Consider the following 16903-nt stretch of genomic DNA (forward strand, 5'->3'; position numbering starts at 1 on the left):
TAAACATTAAAGATGAAAATTTTTCTCTTTCATTTTAAGTTTTAAGTTGAGACTGCCAGGGTTGGAGAACCATCAGCAGTTAAGTAGAAGTAGCGTCTTGTCAACTCCGGTAGTGTTGCGCCGGCAAATTCAGCTCCATCAATGGAAGCGCCCATCAGTGTGGCTTCGCTTAAGTCGGCTTCTGTTAAGTCCGCCCGGTTGAGTCTTGTCCAATCCAAGTTAGATTTATAAAGCGAGGCTCGCGATAGGTTGGCACCTGTCAAGTCTGCCCCTATTAAGCTAGCCCAACGCAGCTGAGCTTCGCTAAGATTAGCAGAAACTAGGTTGGAGCCTTCAAGATTTGCGTTATTGAGTTTAGCTTCACTCAGGTTAATTCCGTTGAGATCGCTTCCATTGAGATCAACGCCGTTTAAGTAAGCTTGGCTTAGGTTCACGCCGCTTAAAATTGTGCCATAAAGCATCGCGCCACTGAGCCTCGCACAGGAAAGGTTAGCCCAACTTAAATTAGCTCCCGTGAGTTTTGCATTCCGAAAGTTAACACCCTGCAAATTTGCTCCGCAGAGGTTGACACTCCAAAGATTCGCACCTGCGAAGTTAACGCTGGTGAGGTTTGCGCCACTGAGTTTCGCTCTCGGTAATTTGGCTTTCACCAGGTAGGCACCCGTTAAGGTGGCTTTGGTGAGGTCTGCATCTGCCAATTTTCCTTCGCTCATTTTGACAAAACTCAGGTTAGCCCAGTTTAAACAAGTGCCACTGAGATCGGTTTTGGTGAGTACCGCTCTACTGAGATCCGCACCTCTAAGGTTAGCTTTGGTGAGGTTAACTCCAACGAGGGTGACTCCTTTGAGATCGGCTCCACTGAGATCGGAGCCGGCAAAGTTCCTTTCTCCAGATTCATACCGATTGAGTAAATCCCGAACTTCCATCTGTGTTGACTCCGGTACTCGCAAATTTATTTCTTTAAGCGGGGAATATTCACTCGCCCGCTGACTGTAGAGCAAGCATATAATTCCCGTTTTGTTACTGAACAAAACAGCTTGAATGAGATTTTAAATAAAAATTTAATCTCTTCCGTAATACAAATTTTACAGCACTCTGCTTTTCACGTGAGTGGCCACACTCGTTTCTGTAACAAATATTTTTTTAATGAGAAACAGCTTACCTGTCTGTTAATTCCAATTTGTGATAGAAGTGCGGGCAAAGCTCCGGGAAGAACCTAACGAAGAAAGGCATCATTTGCATGAAAACAGCAGAGTTAGCTATTTATCAACTTCTATTATAGATTAAATTTTAATTGCAAGTATAAATTAATATTATGATCTTGCTGACACCGGCTCTTCTACGTTGTTACAACAGTGAGCGAATCGAAGACTAAGTGCTGAATCCTGAATCGTGAGTCTTGAGTGGGTGAGTGAGTGACGCGCCGGCCTAAAACTGGCGCTCAGGCTGCGACAGGCGAGAAAGGACTGTACGATTCAGTATTAATCTTTCTCTAACATCACTCAGGACTCAGCACTTAGCACTCAAAACTCAATTGACGCGCAGTTTAAGGCGAATGTTACCGGCTGCAGAACTCGGTGCAGACCAGCCGGCAAGCGCTTGCTTAATCTGATTGATCGCAGTCATGTCTTTGAGCGTTGAAGCTTTGTCATCTAAGATGATCCGCCCAACGCGGCCATTCTTAACCGGGAACTCCAGCACGATTTCGCCGGCAACGCCTTGAGGCAGATTTACGCTTTGCAAATATTGGGTTAGCGATGCGATCGCACTTTGATCCAATCCATCTGCACTGATAATTGCAATGCGATTGGCATCTTGTGAAAAATTCTCGGCTTCTAAGGGTGAAGTTCTTGACTCTAAATCGGGTGGTGCCGCCGAAATTGCAACATCGGCACCTGAAGAAGAACCGGGAAGGCGGTTCATTTGGCGGGGTGCGCTTGAAGGTGCCGGTGTTCCTAGACGCGTCGTTATCGAATCCTGGCCGCTAAAAATTCCTTCGTAGCTAACACCCTGTGGCAACTCCACCGGCACTTGCACTCGCTGGCGCGTTCCATCAGGATTGACGCGAACTTCTTCACTGACGGCAACAAAAGCGGTGTATTGCGACAGTAGCCGGTAACTGAGGGCGGTATCTGTCACTGCCTCAACACCAGATTTGGTTTCGCCGGCAAACATTTGATTCATCAAATCCTTAATCCGCGAGCGCCCCCACAGTTGCGCGATACCTGGGTTGCCGGTGCCGGCAAAATCAACATTCAAAGTCTTTTCATAGCGCTTGCCACCCGCTGCGGTGCCGGTGATTTTCAACTGCCCTTTACTGCCATCTTGTTTGCGTCCAAATAACACTAATGGCTGCTGTGCAAATAAGTCTGGAACCGCGTTTGGATAAAGGTCTGGTTTTCCCTCACCTTTCCAGTTCACTTGAATATTCGTCAAGACGGGATTATTAATTTGGCGGAAAAACTTCTCGGCAATTTCTTGGGTGGGTTCATCTTGACGAATCACTTGAGAGGTGCCTCTTCCCACTTCGGCAAGGCGATTCAGCAAAAACCGATTAACAGAACTACCCACGCCAAAACTATATAGCCGGTTGCCAGATTTTAACCCGCTTTGTACTTCAGCCATTACTTCATTTTCATTGCCAATGTAGCCATCGGTGATCAGAACAACGCTGCGAAGCCGGCCTTCTTTTGCGGCGGGGAAATTCAACACTGCACGGATACCGTTAAGCAATTCTGTACCGCCATTGGCGTCTAGCTGGTCGATATAAGCCATTGCCTTCTGCCGATTGGCGGGGGTATTGGGGAGAGGTGCCGGTGACAGTTGTGTGGCGGTATTGGCAAAATCAATGATAGTAAATGTGTCGTTAGGATTGAGTCCGTTGATAAACCGGCGCATCAATTCCTTCGATTTTACCAGCGGATCGCCTGACTGAGAGCCAGAGGTATCCATTAAAAAGACAACATCTTTAGGGACAATTTCGTTAGATTTGTAATCGACTGCGGGGATGAGATAGACGGCGAAATGACCGCCGCGATCATCTGTTTGGGTTAAGACAGTGGCTTGCGTATTTTTCCCAGCAACTTGATAGCGTAGAATCAAATCTTTGTTGGGAATATTATCTTCTGGAGCTAATTGTACTTTTGTGAGGCTGCCGGTGCGTTCGGTGCGAATTTTGTGAGAAGTTGATTGCACCTGTTTAATCGGGATGCCGGCGTCAATTTCTACGGTAACGTTAATATCATGTCCCGAACGAGTTCCGGGTTTGACGATAGGCGGGTTGATACGGGAGGCGTCGGGAACGCGATCAGTATCGCCATTCGGAGAAATGGGGTTGCCGGGAATGTAGCGTGGCCCAACAACCATTGGGAAGACGAATTCGTAGTTTCCTCCCTCAAATTTTAAGCTATCGGTATATCGAATTGTCACATCAATTTTTTCACTGGGTTTGATGTTAGCGAGGGATTGGGTGAAGATGTTATCTCGTTCTTGTTCTAAAAGGCCGGCAGTGCGTCCTTCACGGACAGCTTGTTCGTAAATTTTTTGCGCTTCCTCGCGTTTTTTTATATCGCCTTTAATAATCCGCTCACCGATTTTTATTTCCATGTCATCTACCGCTGCTTCATCGGGAAGCGGGAAGACATAAATGGCTTCTAAGGGTTCTTTAAAAGGGTTTTCAAAGGTTTGCGTAACTTCAACACGGGAAACGTTGCCGGCAATTTTGGCTTTAACGTCAGTATGTTTGAGGGGAAAAACTTGTTGTTTGCTTTCTTTTGAAAGGACAAATAAGCCGCCGGGTGGGGTGTCGGGTTGGTTGGCGGGGGTAGTGCTGGGGTTGGTTTGGCTGATTTGAACTGCCGACTGATTAATTTGTGGCGGTTGTAGTGCAACGGTTCCGACAGTGCCGGTTAGTAGTGCGATGGCTGGTAATATATAAGCTAATTTCATAGATGCTTCTTTATTTGAGATATTGAGTTCGTTCGCTTTAAAGATGACACGGCTTCAGTGCAAACGTTCCTCAGTTGCATTTTTTGTAACAAGAAAGGCTTGGCATAGCTGAAAAAGACAGGAAGAATGCAATAGCCTTCCTTTATATACGGGAGATGCCGGCATACTCAGCAAACTTGTTGCGACAATTTATCTGTGTATGCCTGCCGGCACGCTGCGCTATCATCTGTGGTTTTATACTTGACGGTGTAACAACCCTGTCATTACTGGTAGTAAACCTAATTATTGGAATTTACAATTCCGAACTAAAAATGGCTAGATAGTATTAATTTTACAAGAGTCTAATCAGTTAACTTGCTTTCCCTTAAGTTTCTGCTTTAGCTAGGAAAAAATTTAGTTTTTTATCAAAAATTGCTCATTTCTATAGAACTTTTTATTTGGGTAAAATGAATTATTTTGATATTGAGGAAGATATGAGGTTTCGCGGTTTTCTAACTTTCGATTGTAAAGCGATTTATTCGCGTCAGCATCTTTGTTGAGGGGATTCAGTAAAAAATGTCAGGTTGGTCTATCTAGCAATCCTACATGGGTTGTAATATTTCTAGCCGGCATCTTGACGGCACGACAATTTTTTATGACTAATGAGCATTGACAAATCACAGATAATTGTTCTATACCTGCTGATTGCAGAGTAGGCCATTTAGTCTAATCTCTAGCTAGCTTCTCTGAGAAAAAATTTATTTGGCTAGATTTGTATGAATTTTCCATAATTTCAATTTTATGTAAAAATTATAGCTTTGACTCACCAGACCATCAGAATAATTTGAACGTTTTAAAGGAAAAATCTCCATGACTGAGATTGCAACGAATGATCTGCCGGCACCGACAACCGCTTATGATGTTGAAAATGCTGTTCTAGAACGATACAAAGCGGGTGCCCGTGAAGCACAACCGGCTCTCTGTTGCCCCACAGAATACGAAGGCGGTTATCTGGAAGGCTTGCCGCAAGAAATCATTGAAAAGGATTACGGCTGTGGTGATCCAACACGCTATGTAAAAGCCGGCGAAACAGTGGTAGACCTCGGTTCGGGGGCTGGAAAAAATTGCTATATCATAGCCCAAAAAGTCGGATCTCAAGGCCAAGTGATTGGAGTTGATTTTAATGACGAGATGCTGGGTTTGGCAAAAAAATATCAAGATGAAATCGCCAGCAAATTAGGATACAGCAATGTTTCTTTTGTCAAGGGAAAAATTCAAGATCTTGCATTAAATTTAGACAAAGTTCAGTGGTGGTTAGATAAAAATCCAGTAACCTCCATCGAGGGAATTGGGGCATTGGAAGCCGAATCTGCTCGCCTTCGGATGGAATCGCCGTTAATCCCGGATAACAGTGTTGATGTTGTCATTTCTAATTGTGTGCTGAACTTGGTTCGCTCACAAGATAAGCAACAGTTGTTTCAAGAAATATACCGAGTGCTAAAACGCGGCGGCAGAGCGGTAATTTCTGATATTGTTTGCGACGAAGATCCGACACCGGCAATCTTGAACGATCCGGAATTGTGGAGTGGCTGTATCGCTGGCGCTTTCCGGGAAGATGAATTTCTAGAAATGTTTGAGCAAGCCGGCTTCTATGGAATCGAGATTTTGAGTCGGCAGGAAGAACCTTGGCAAGTGATTGAGGGTATTGAATTTCGTTCCCTTACGGTACGCGCTTTTAAAGGTAAAGACGGCCCTTGCCTAGAGCGCAACCAAGCCGTAATTTATAAAGGCCCGTGGAAACAAGTGCTTGATGATGATGGCCATACCTATGAGCGGGGGCAGCGCATGGCTGTGTGCGACAAGACTTACAAGATATTAACCGATGGCAATGGCCCTTATCACCGCGATATGGTGCCGGTGGAATCCTATCAAAACATTCCCCTGGAAGAAGCTCAAGCCTTTGATTGCCAGCGCACCGGCATCCGTCATCCACAAGAAACCAAAGGATTAGACTATCGCATAACTGTGACGAATGAGGGTGCGGCTTGCTGCGCCCCAGAAAGCTGTTGCTGAGCGATCTAGCCCATCACTTTAGTAAGATGACCCCCAACACTTAATGAAGGAGAATCTTATATGAATCGTCCGAGTCGTCCTACATTTTAGGGATTGTTGCCTTGGTGTTTTGTTAGAGGCTTTGGTAATTGAAGGCTTGGGCTAAAACAAGTACGCTGATTTTGCAGGGAATTAGCGTTGTTTTGTCGGTTTTTGGCCTGATTACAGGCGGAGGCTCGAACGCGATCAGCATTCTTTTTGCCGGCGTGATGGTCTATTGCCTTGTAACGCCCAGAGGTAAAATTAGCCATCGGTAAATAGTCTCAACCGGACTGTAACCGATGGCGGGTAAGTTATCGGGCGGGCATCTTGCCAGCCCTAAACCCATAACACGTTAAAAATTAACACCAAAAAAGCGAAAAACAATGTCCCAAAGCAACCCGATACCAAACTCGAATGAAACACCGGCACCAATGGCGATGATGCAGATGATCTCTAGCCGCTGGGTGTCACAACCGCTTTACGTTGCCGCACAACTCGGCATTGCTGATCTGTTGAAAGATGGCCCTAAAACCATTGATGAGCTTGCAAATGCCACCGGCACCCATGCGCCATCCCTCTATCGTTTGCTCCGTGCCCTCGCCAGTGTGAGTATTTTTGCTGAGGGGGAGGATGGCCGGTTTGAACTCACCCCCCTCGCCAGCTGCTTGCAAACTGGGGTTGAGGGTTCCGTGGGTGCGATGGCAATCATGTTCGCCCAGGAGTGGCACTCGCGTCCTTGGGAGCATCTGCTTGAAAGTGTAAAAACCGGCAAAACGGCTTTTGAACTTGTCTATGGCAAGAAGGCATTCGAGTATTTGGCACAGAACCCCGAAGCCGGGAAGATTTTCGACAACGCAATGACCGGCATTACGGTAACGCATAATACTGCTATTGCCGCCGCCTATGACTTTTCTTCTATTAGCAAACTTGCAGATATTGCTGGAGGTCATGGCGGTTTAATCGCTGCAATTCTTAATGCTAACCCCAAAATGGAAGGGATTTTATTTGACCAGCCACACGTGATTGCCGGTGCCTTGCCCTTGCTCGAATCTCAAGGTGTTGCCAGTCGCTGCAAACTGATTGCCGGGAACTTTTTTGAGTCTGTTCCTGCCGGCTGTGATGGCTATATTCTCAAAAGCATTATCCACGATTGGGATGATGAAGAAGCTTTGGCAATTCTCAAAAATTGCCGCAAAGCCATGATCGGGAAAAATAGCAAACTGCTGTTGGTGGAGAACGTCATTCCTGCTGGTAATGAAGCTTCGATGAGCAAGCTAGTTGACTTAGAAATGCTAGTAATGGCTGGGGGTCGGGAACGCACTGAAGCTGAGTATCGCACACTGTTGGGAGCAGCCGGTTTCGAGTTAACCAACATCGTCCCGACTCAAATGCCGGTAAGTGTAATAGAGTCCGTGTCGAGCTAGTGTTAGAAAACAGTTTGGGGTGTAGAAAATGCTATTGGCTGTCCTATTTTTTGCAACGTTTTTTTTAGCTTATTCCAATGGTGCAAACGATAACTTTAAAGGTGTGGCAACTTTATTTGGTAGCCAGACAGCCAATTATAAGACAGCCATTGGTTGGGCGACGATCACAACTTTTGCCGGCTCAGTTTTTTCGATTTTTCTAGCACAAACACTGATTAAAAGTTTTTCTGGCAAAGGACTGGTGCCGGATGTGATCGCCGATACCTCAGATTTTCATATAGCCGTTGCGTTTGCGGCGGGTTTGACTGTGATCCTTGCCACCGTGACAGGATTTCCGATTTCCACCACCCACGGACTTACAGGCGCGCTTGTGGGTGCCGGTTTGAGGGCAATTGGCACTCAAGTTAATTTTACCGCACTCCAGAAAACCTTTTTATTGCCTTTGTTGCTGAGTCCAATCGTTGCGATTGCTTTAGGAACTTTCATTTATGGTTTGTTTCGCTACCTGCGAATTTATTTAGGGATAGAGAAAGAATGGTGTGTCTGTGTGGGGGAAACTCAACAGGTGATTCCGATTCCCCAGCCTGATGCGGCGAATGTGCTTCAGTGTGTGACGACGACTGATATTGCTGTTGATTCTCAAGAGAAATGCACGCAAAGATATACGGGAAATTTTCTCAGCCTTAATAGTCAAAAATTGGTTGATACTTGCCATTATTTGAGTGCGGGAGTGGTCAGTTTTGCCCGAGGTTTGAATGATACTCCGAAGATTGTTTCATTGATGCTGGTAGGGGAAGCGCTTTCGATGCAGTGGGGAAGTCTAGCAGTCGCTTTGGGAATGGCCGTGGGCGGTTTGCTGAATGCTCAAAAAGTGGCCGAAACCATGAGCAAAAAAATTACAAAAATGAATGCCGGCCAGGGATTTTCAGCCAATTTAGTGACGGGATTTCTGGTGATTGCTGCCAGCCGGTATGGACTGCCGGTTTCTACAACTCATGTGTCTGTTGGCTCTATTTTTGGAGTGGGATTGATTTCCCGGAAAGCAAACGCTCGGGTTTTCTATCAAATTTTACTATCATGGATTTTGACGTTACCCATTGCTGCTTTATTAAGTGCTAGTATTTATTGGGGATTGCAGCGTTAAAAAGATTAACCGCTAAAGCAAAAAGTTTAGCAATTTCTAGATAAAAATTTGATAATTCAGGAAAATTAAAATGGTGAAAATAACAAAATTACAGCCCAATTCAGTAGTAACTCCTTTTGAAAAAAAACTAGAATCACCTTTAACGAAGCAGGAAATTACAGTTTTACAAGTTAATTTAGGCAAACGCTGTAACCTCGCTTGTACTCATTGTCATGTGGAAGCCGGCCCAAAACGGACAGAAGAACTTTCTCCGGAAATTTGTGAGCAGTTGATTGAGATTATTCGGCGGTTTCCCCAAATAAAAACTGTCGATCTGACTGGCGGTGCACCTGAGATGAATTACGGGTTTAAACCGCTAGTGGAAGCTGCGCGGTTGGAAGGCAAGGAAGTAATTATTCGCTCAAATTTAACGATTTATTTTGAGCCTGGGTTTGAGGAGATTCCAGCATATTGTGCTGAACACCGGCTGAGAATTGTTGCGTCTCTTCCCTGTTATTTACAAGATAATGTTGATAAGATGCGGGGTGCCGGTGTTTATGATGCTTCGATTCGGGCAATTCAATGGCTAAACCGGCTCGGTTACGGTGACAATCCAAATTTGATTTTGGATTTGGTTTATAATCCGACCATTCCTAGTTCTCCCGAAAAGTTTTCTCTGCCGCCGGCTCAGGGTAAGCTTGAGCAGGATTACAAAAGGTTCCTGCAAGAACATTTTAACATATCCTTTAATCAGCTTTTTACGATTACGAATTTGCCCATTGGTAGAACGAAGTTTCATTTAGAACACAAGCAACTTCTTAAGCCTTATCTGAGTTTTCTAGAAGAAAGTTTTAATTCTGATACGGTTGAGCGTTTGATGTGCCGCAATGAACTTTCGATTGACTATTTAGGAAATGTTTATGATTGCGATTTCAATCAAATGGAAAGGCTGCCGGCAAGAACTGCTGCCGGAGAGGTTGTAACGGTGGCGAAGCTTCTGGAAGCGGGGACATTGGATTTGATTGAAGAAATTAGGACGGCATCTTACTGTTATGGTTGTACGGCGGGTTCGGGTTCTAGTTGTGGGGGTGCGTTGATTTAGGCAGATCGAGTGTATTGATGTGAGGGATGATGGAGAACCCAAATCCAAGAGAAGGAAATTCAAAAAGAAGCCAAGCTATTTTTAAAGTTATTTTGGCGATCGTGTTTGTGGCTGGGTTGATTTTTGCGGCTCAATATTTGGGTGTGCGAGAACGGTTGCTCGATGCTTTGGAGTGGATTCGCGGTTTGGGCATTTGGGGTGCGGGGATATTTATTATGATTTATATCCTGGCTACGGTGCTGTTTTTACCGGGTTCTATTTTGACGTTGGGTGCCGGTGCGATATTTGGAGTGTTTTGGGGTTCTGTATGGGTATCGATTGCAGCGACATTGGGCGCGACTGCTGCTTTTTTTGTGGGACGATATTTGGCGAGGGGTTGGGTTGAGCGACAGATTGCCGGCAATGAAAAGTTTAAAGCAATTGATGAAGCGGTTGCCGGCGAGGGATGGAAAATTGTGGGTTTAACGCGATTGTCTCCTATTTTTCCTTTTAATCTATTAAATTATGCCTTTGGTGTGACTCAAGTTTCTTTAAAAGATTACTTTTTTGCATCTTGGATTGGAATGATGCCGGGAACAGTTATGTATGTTTATTTGGGTTCTGTCGCGAAAGATTTGGCTACGATTGGAACCCAGGAACAACCGGCTACACCGGCACAGTGGATTTTGCGGCTAGTTGGATTAATTGCGACGGTGGCAGTCAGCGTTTATGTAACACGCATTGCTAAACAAGCTTTAGCGGGTAAAAGTAGTGAGGGATGATTTCAACTTTGATGAAAAATTAAAATAAGGAGGCTTTCTATTGTTGTTAATATTGATGCAGAAAAGGCAACTCATTTTAGAAATTTTTCCTCTATTGTAAGACGCTCCATCTAGGATGAAAAAATCTTAAATATAAAATCGAGATAATGCTAGGGAAAGTAATAAAAAATCCGCGCTTTTGGTTAGGAATTGCTCTGGCAATTTGCTTGCTGCTTTGCGCTTTAGGACCACTCAAAGCGCTGTTTGATTACTCTTTTTTAGTGAAGCAGTTGGAAACCAGGGGAAACCTAGCAGTTTGCTTGTTTGTGGGAGTGTTTGCGCTGGCGACTGTGGTGGGAATTCCTGGAGTTCTTTTTCCCGTTGTTGCCGGCGCAGTGTTCGGTTTATTCTGGGGCACCTTCTGGTCAGTTGTTGGGGCAACTTTGGGAGCAGTGGGTGCTTTCTGGGTGTCGCGTTATCTGCTGCGGGATTGGGCGGAACGTCGGTTTGCTGATCGTGGCGTGCTACACCGGCTGAATCAGGCAATCACCGGCAATGCTTTTGCGTTTGTTGTTGCTATCCGCTTTGCCCCAATTTCTCCATTTACAGTGGTAAATTTTTTATTTGGCTTAACGCCAATTAACTGGATTCCCTATTCTACCGGCACGTTTATTGGCATTATCCCCGGTACGGTTGCTTACACTTGGGTCGGTGTCACCGGCAATCAAGTTTTACAAACAGGTGATCGTGTGCCTTTTATCTTGGCATTGAGTTTTTTAAGCGTGTTGTCTTTGCTGCCGATTTTAGCGCGTAAAAAAGGCTTTTCTTCGGCAAAATAAGCCACTAATGAATCAGTGAGCAAAGTTCTAGACTGAAACAGAGGCATCGAGCAGCATAGGACGTTGTCAAAATGCGCCTCGCGTCGTGCCCCAGTCGAGCGCCGGATCTTGTTCGTGTCCCGCTGCTTTCATTGCTCGCTGGTAGCCGGCGCGAGCACTGATCCTTGCCAACCACGCCTTGATGTTGGGTCGGCTGTCGAGACCGACATTGTAGAATGCCTTCATCGTGCCGAACGGGAAGTGCATCATAATGTCGGCGACTGTAAATTCAGAACCGGCGAAGTAGGTTGCTTGCCCCAAGTGATCTTCAACCATTTGCAGGTGCCGATCCAGCCGTTCGTGTAGGGCAGATAGCAACGGCGAACTGCTTTCGGGTGCTGCCGCCATCCCTGCGATCCAGTACACGCTGATCTGCGTCATCAGACTGCCGTTCGCGTAGTGAAACCAGTACAGGTAGTCAGGATACTGCGGTGAGGTGACAGGAACGGCGAGCCGTCCGTTTCCGTAGCGAGCCAGTATATACTCAATGATCGCGCCGGACTCGGCCATCACAATCTCGCCATCGCACAGCACCGGCGCACTGCCGATTGGATGAATGGATCGCAGTTCGGTCGGAGCGAGTTGCGTGGCCTGATCGCGTTGGTACACACGCAGTTCATAGGGTAACTCGAGTTCCTCAAGTAGCCAGATGATTCGCTCGGACTGAGAGACGTTGAGATGATGGACAGTGAGCATAATCCCCTGAAGGTGGCTGCGTGGACTTTGGTTTGAGTATAGCAGCGCCGGCGGTCACTGACAGATGCGAAGTCTCGATGCCGATTTGTCTGCTTCCTTGAGCGCCGCGCAAAGCACATTGAAGTCTCAATGCCGATTTGTCTGCTTCCTTGAGCGCCGCGCAAAGCACATTGAGGAGATATCTAGTAGAGCGCTAACTCGGTTTCATTATTGATGTGCCGGCGGCTTCAGTGGTTAAAATTTCCTTCAAAAACCGCCGCGATTTCTAAAATTTCTCATTGAATCGGCTTCTAAAATTTCTCATTGAATCGGCTTGTTTATTTTTTTCTGCCTATGATTCAAATTTAGCAAAATTTGATTTCCTCTTTCTTTTTGGGTTGCTCAATGGGAGAAAGACTCATGAATTTTGGGTTATTTTAATCCAGAATTTTGCTTAACATACAAAAACGGTACACCAACGAATAGGCAAGTGAAAAGTATGCCAACCGCACCTGTAACCAGCAACCTGATATTGAACAAGCTGACAACTAAAAGCGTTGCGACTAATTCCTGAAATAATTTATCGGTTTTAATTTCTTTTGCTTGATTCAGGGCATTTTTTACCACCATAAAACAGCCGGCTAAAACGATAGCGTTTTGGGGGCTAAAAATGATCACATGATTAAAAATTGCGGCGATTGTGAAAAAGATTAAAACGTCTTGCAGGAACGCAGGTTTTTTGACTTTCTCTAACCATTGTTTGGAGCTAGTTTTAACAAGATTTTCTTCTGGCTCGATTGGAACGGGTTCAGGGAGCGGTGTAACTTTTAAAACTTTTTGCCACTCTGGAGTGCTCTGTTTATTAACTCTTCCAAAAACTTTAACTCTTTCTAAGGCGTTGAGTTGCAGTTCATTTAATTGTGATTGAATGACCCGCGTGACCTCGAAATAATTAACTTTATGTTCTTCTTCCCGATTGATGACAATTGTTAACTGAGCTTTTGCCAAACTTACTTGAACTTTTACCTCATAAGGGTTGAGGGCTTCTTGCAAAACCTTCTGAATTTCTGTTCGCCGGCTTTGAATGGGGGGTTTGGGAACAATTGCAGAAGCAACTGGCACAGATGCGGGCAAAGATTTTACAGCCGGTTTTAGCATCGCTGGGGCAGCCGATCCAGCGGCTACAGGGCGCAACCCAATTGGGACGGGCGGTGGATTTAATGCTTTAATGACTTGGGCTGCGGACAAATAGCGCCGATTGATTGCCGGCTGCAACAATTTGTCTAAAATATGACCCAGCGGATCGCTAACAATTTGACCTAGATAATCGCGCCAAGCCCATGTTCCTTCCCGACTATCAAATAAGTCGAAGGGAGGCATTTGAGTCAGTAAATGAACGCAAGTCACGCCTAAGCTGTAGAGATCGCTGGCAAAAACCGCTTTACCCATGAGCTGTTCGGGTGCGGTGTACGCTGCTGAACCGATGACGGTGCCGGTTCTTTGCAAGGCAGTTCGGTTGACAAACTTTGCCGCGCCAAAATCAACTAAAACGAGTTGCCGGTCGGCGCTGCGGCGGATAATATTTTCTGGCTTAATATCGCGGTGAATCAGTTGGTTTGTATGGACAAATTGCAACACCGGCAGCAGATCATTGAGCAATTGCCGGATTTGCTTTTCATTAAAAGCACCCGACTCTGCCAATTCTTCAGCTAAATTGTGTCCATCAACAAATTCTTGCACCAAATACTGCTGCTGTCCTTGTTCAAAATGCGCCAGCAGTTCCGGTATTTGGGGATGTTTGCCTAAAACGTCTAATCTTATGGCTTCTTGGCGAAATAACTCCGCCGCTTTCACAGAATGAAGAAATCCCTGATCTTGCGGGAAAAATTGTTTAATCACGCAGCGCGGTTGCGAGGGTTTCATCTCATCCACCGCTACGAAAGTTCTGCCAAAACCGCCGGCACCAATTGGTTTTATCGCCCGATAGCGTTCGCCCAGCAGTATTTTTGACCCGCAACTCTGGCAAAACTTGGCATCGTTGGTATTTTGGGGCTTTTGGCAATCAGGATGGAGGCAATAGCTCATACTGGCAAGCAATCAGCTGATTAAGTCTATAGTAAGTCTTCCCCACAAGCCGGCGCTTAGCCGCTCATAAAAGTTATGAATTACGACTTTTGAGCGTGAAATCAGCATTTTTACTCAAAAATCTTGGTTGCGGCGACGCTCTTAGGGGTGTAGTTATGATGTGCCGGCGGATTGCACTTAAGGCAAATCTATGACATCGTTCGATTACGCTAACACACTCTCCAGTGAACAGGACTGGCTGAGTAAAGCTTTCAAGCGTATGAGCAATTGTTCAGGCAGCTTTGATAGCGGTGTCAGCTTTACCAGACTTCCGGCATCCTCAATCACTAAACCCACCCTACTGAGAGTTTGGCAAAACTGCGCCTAAAATTTCCCCTAAGCCGGCAAGATTCAATATTCCCTAATTCCCTAATCCTGTATCTCTTCAACGGTATTGACTGGGGCGATTTTTTTGCCAACTAAGTAATTGACACTCGCTAACTCTTCCTGCGCGGCTGGGCTAAGCTGGACGACAAAATCTTTAGCCAGATAAAGAGTGGGGTGTTCGAGCAGTTCCGACACTTTCATATTTTTAAACTTTTGGGCGATGGATGCCGGCAGTCCCTGAATGTAAGAGTTGAGAAACCAACTGAGACACCAAATCGGCGCACCTGCGTCTTGAACCCCACATTCTATAATGTTTAAATCTTCGGCAAAAAGATTCTTCAGACCGCTGCTAGTCATATTGTAGTAATGATCCGGATAGCCGTGAAAAGGTTGCAAAAAGGGAACTTGGATGTAAAGTTTTCCCCCTGGCTTTAACACTCTAATAATCTCTTGAGCGCATTCAAATGGATTTTTGACGTGTTCTAAAACCGCAAAAGAAAACACGGCATCAAAAACATTGGATTGAAACGGCAGTTTTTCCCCAATTCCTACTACGTCAGTTGTTGCGTATTCAACGATTTCAAAATTGATCACATTTGAATGCGGTGAATATTTTCTCAATCCACAACCGTTATCTAAAATTAACCCCTCTGGAAATTCTCGGATGATCTGCCGGCACAGTTCGTCGTAGCCACTGCTAGAAATATTTGTTGTTGGCTTAACTTTTCCGTACTCGATTAATTCTTTTGTCAGAAAATTATAACTCGTTCTATTTTTGCTAAACTCCTCACCACAATCACAGCAACGCAAAGCACTCTCTAAATCTTCTAATTTTTCACTCTCACAAATCGGACAGCGCAGAATTGTGCGAAGGGTTTGAAGTTTATGATTTTTAACTTCCCAAAAATTTTCAAATGCTTGACGGGAAATTTTAAACGGTAAGGCAAAACTGCACTCTCGATTCTCAACGAAAAAGTGGATCGACCAAACATCGCCCGGAGAAAAATCCGCAATTGACAGGAAATGCTGGAACCCCAGCACATAATTATACGGAGAGTGTGCTTTTAAATCGGGACGCGTTTCAATGGCTAGGGGTTGAATAAATGTGCCGCCGGCATTTTGCAGGGTAGGCTGTTCGATGGGATGTGTTGCTGTTACCCACCCACGAATTATAAGAAAGGTGGCTGTCACTTCTTCATTTAAAGCAGGTGAATCCAGCCAGTATGTAAAGGGTTGAATTTCTTGGTTTTGGATATTTAAATCTGCCAAAACTGTATTTGCAATTGAAAATGTTAAAGGGAATGTGTGTTTTTCACCATTGATTAAAAATCGCAAAAACCAAGATTCTTGGGATAAAAGGTTGCGAGTTGACAGATAATGTTGGAACCCCACAACATAAGAATGGGGATAATCCGCTTCCACATCTTGCCGGTTGAGAATTTCCAGCGGTTCAACCCAGGTGCCGGTGTTGCAAAGGGTTAACTCTGCGATGGGTGAATCCGAAGTCATCCACCCCCGCAAGAAAACCCCACCTGAAGCGATTTTTTCGTCTGATTTTGGAGATTCAATCTTGCAAGTAAAGGCTGCTTCAGATAAATTATTATTTTTTAATTCTTCAATAACTTGTCTAGAAATTGCAAAAGGCACGAGAAAATTATATTTTTTTCCTTTAATTGAAAAATGGATAGACCAGGGATCAGACTCATCGGATAAAAGGTCAATCGCTGATAGATAATGTTTAAATCCTAGTACATAATAATGGGGAGACTCAGCCGCAACATCTGGACGCTTGGTTATTTGTAACGGTTGAATGCAGGTGCCGGCCTGATTTTGCAAAGTCGGATTTTCTATAAGATATTCAGACTTAATCCAGCCTCGAACGGCAATAATTCGTGAATTAACTTCTTCGTTGAAGGTTGGGGAATCAATACAGTAGCTAAACGGCTGTGTGAAACGAGTTGGATTTTTTAGTTCGTCTAGCAAGTTTTGGGAAACTGTAAAGTTAACGGGAAAGTTATGAGGTTTAGAGTTAATTAAAAACTCAACATTCCATAAATCGCCTAACAATAAATCAAAAATAGAAAAATAAGATTGAAAGCCTACCACATATTGGCCGGCATAATCGGCTTCTACATCTGGACGACTGACAATTGCTAAGGGTTGAGTGTAAGTGCCGGCAGCATTTTGAAGCACAGGACGTTCTATCGGATACTCAGACGTAATCCAGCCACGAATCGCCATTAAAGTAGACGAAATTTCTTGATTAACTTTTGGGGAATCTAAGTAGTAGTTAAACGGGAAAGAAGATAAATTAGGGTCGCTTAAGTTTAAATTTAGATTGTTTTCACCCTCTCCAGCTAATTTTTTAGCCGGCAGTGTCTTTGAAACTAACTTAAATAGATTTTTGATTGGCTTCATAAATTTTCTAAGTGATTATTCAGGGCTTCAAGCTGCCTGAGTTCTTAAAAAAGTATCACAGATTTGCCACT

11 protein-coding genes are annotated in these 16903 nt (G+C 44.8%); 6 read left to right on the plus strand and 5 right to left on the minus strand.

What is annotated here, in order from left to right; translation table 11 throughout:
• Positions 1-41: 41 nt before the first annotated feature.
• Positions 42-926: a pentapeptide repeat-containing protein gene (locus tag H6F56_RS20890; RefSeq protein ID WP_190672128.1), complete on the minus strand. Its 885-nt coding sequence runs from the start codon at positions 924-926 to the stop codon at positions 42-44.
• Positions 927-1530: 604 nt separating this feature from the next.
• Positions 1531-3948, minus strand: coding sequence for a VIT domain-containing protein (locus H6F56_RS20895; RefSeq protein WP_190672131.1), 2418 nt, complete (start codon positions 3946-3948; stop codon positions 1531-1533).
• Between the two features lie 849 nt (positions 3949-4797).
• On the opposite strand from H6F56_RS20895, the gene H6F56_RS20900 reads away from it, so the two are divergent.
• From H6F56_RS20900 to H6F56_RS20925, 6 genes are all read left to right on the plus strand, one after another.
• On the plus strand, positions 4798-6000 hold the full coding sequence (locus tag H6F56_RS20900) for a methyltransferase domain-containing protein (RefSeq protein WP_190672132.1): 1203 nt from the start codon (positions 4798-4800) through the stop codon (positions 5998-6000).
• Positions 6001-6404: 404 nt separating this feature from the next.
• Positions 6405-7445, plus strand: coding sequence for a methyltransferase (locus tag H6F56_RS20905; RefSeq protein WP_190672135.1), 1041 nt, complete (start codon positions 6405-6407; stop codon positions 7443-7445).
• Positions 7446-7473: 28 nt separating this feature from the next.
• Positions 7474-8589, plus strand: coding sequence for an inorganic phosphate transporter (locus H6F56_RS20910; RefSeq protein ID WP_190672139.1), 1116 nt, complete (start codon positions 7474-7476; stop codon positions 8587-8589).
• A gap of 70 nt (positions 8590-8659) precedes the next feature.
• Entirely contained in the window at positions 8660-9670 is a 1011-nt protein-coding gene (gene arsS, locus H6F56_RS20915; RefSeq protein WP_190672142.1) for an arsenosugar biosynthesis radical SAM (seleno)protein ArsS, read from the plus strand.
• A 26-nt stretch (positions 9671-9696) separates the two neighbouring features.
• Positions 9697-10431: a TVP38/TMEM64 family protein gene (locus H6F56_RS20920; protein WP_190672145.1), complete on the plus strand. Its 735-nt coding sequence runs from the start codon at positions 9697-9699 to the stop codon at positions 10429-10431.
• 146 nt (positions 10432-10577) lie between these two features.
• Positions 10578-11249, plus strand: a complete 672-nt coding sequence (locus tag H6F56_RS20925) for a TVP38/TMEM64 family protein (protein ID WP_190672147.1) — start codon at positions 10578-10580, stop codon at positions 11247-11249.
• Positions 11250-11315: 66 nt separating this feature from the next.
• Here H6F56_RS20925 and H6F56_RS20930 read toward each other — a convergent pair whose 3' ends face one another.
• From H6F56_RS20930 to H6F56_RS26515, 3 genes are all read right to left on the minus strand, one after another.
• Positions 11316-11984 (minus strand): glutathione S-transferase family protein, encoded by a 669-nt coding sequence (locus tag H6F56_RS20930; protein WP_190672152.1) that lies wholly within the window; start codon positions 11982-11984, stop codon positions 11316-11318.
• A gap of 411 nt (positions 11985-12395) precedes the next feature.
• Positions 12396-14048, minus strand: a complete 1653-nt coding sequence (locus H6F56_RS20935) for a serine/threonine-protein kinase (protein ID WP_190672155.1) — start codon at positions 14046-14048, stop codon at positions 12396-12398.
• Between the two features lie 408 nt (positions 14049-14456).
• Positions 14457-16832: a methyltransferase domain-containing protein gene (locus H6F56_RS26515; RefSeq protein WP_190672158.1), complete on the minus strand. Its 2376-nt coding sequence runs from the start codon at positions 16830-16832 to the stop codon at positions 14457-14459.
• Positions 16833-16903: the final 71 nt, after the last annotated feature.

The organism is Microcoleus sp. FACHB-672, assembly GCF_014695725.1.
In the GTDB taxonomy this organism is placed as follows: Bacteria; Cyanobacteriota; Cyanobacteriia; order Cyanobacteriales; family Oscillatoriaceae; genus FACHB-68.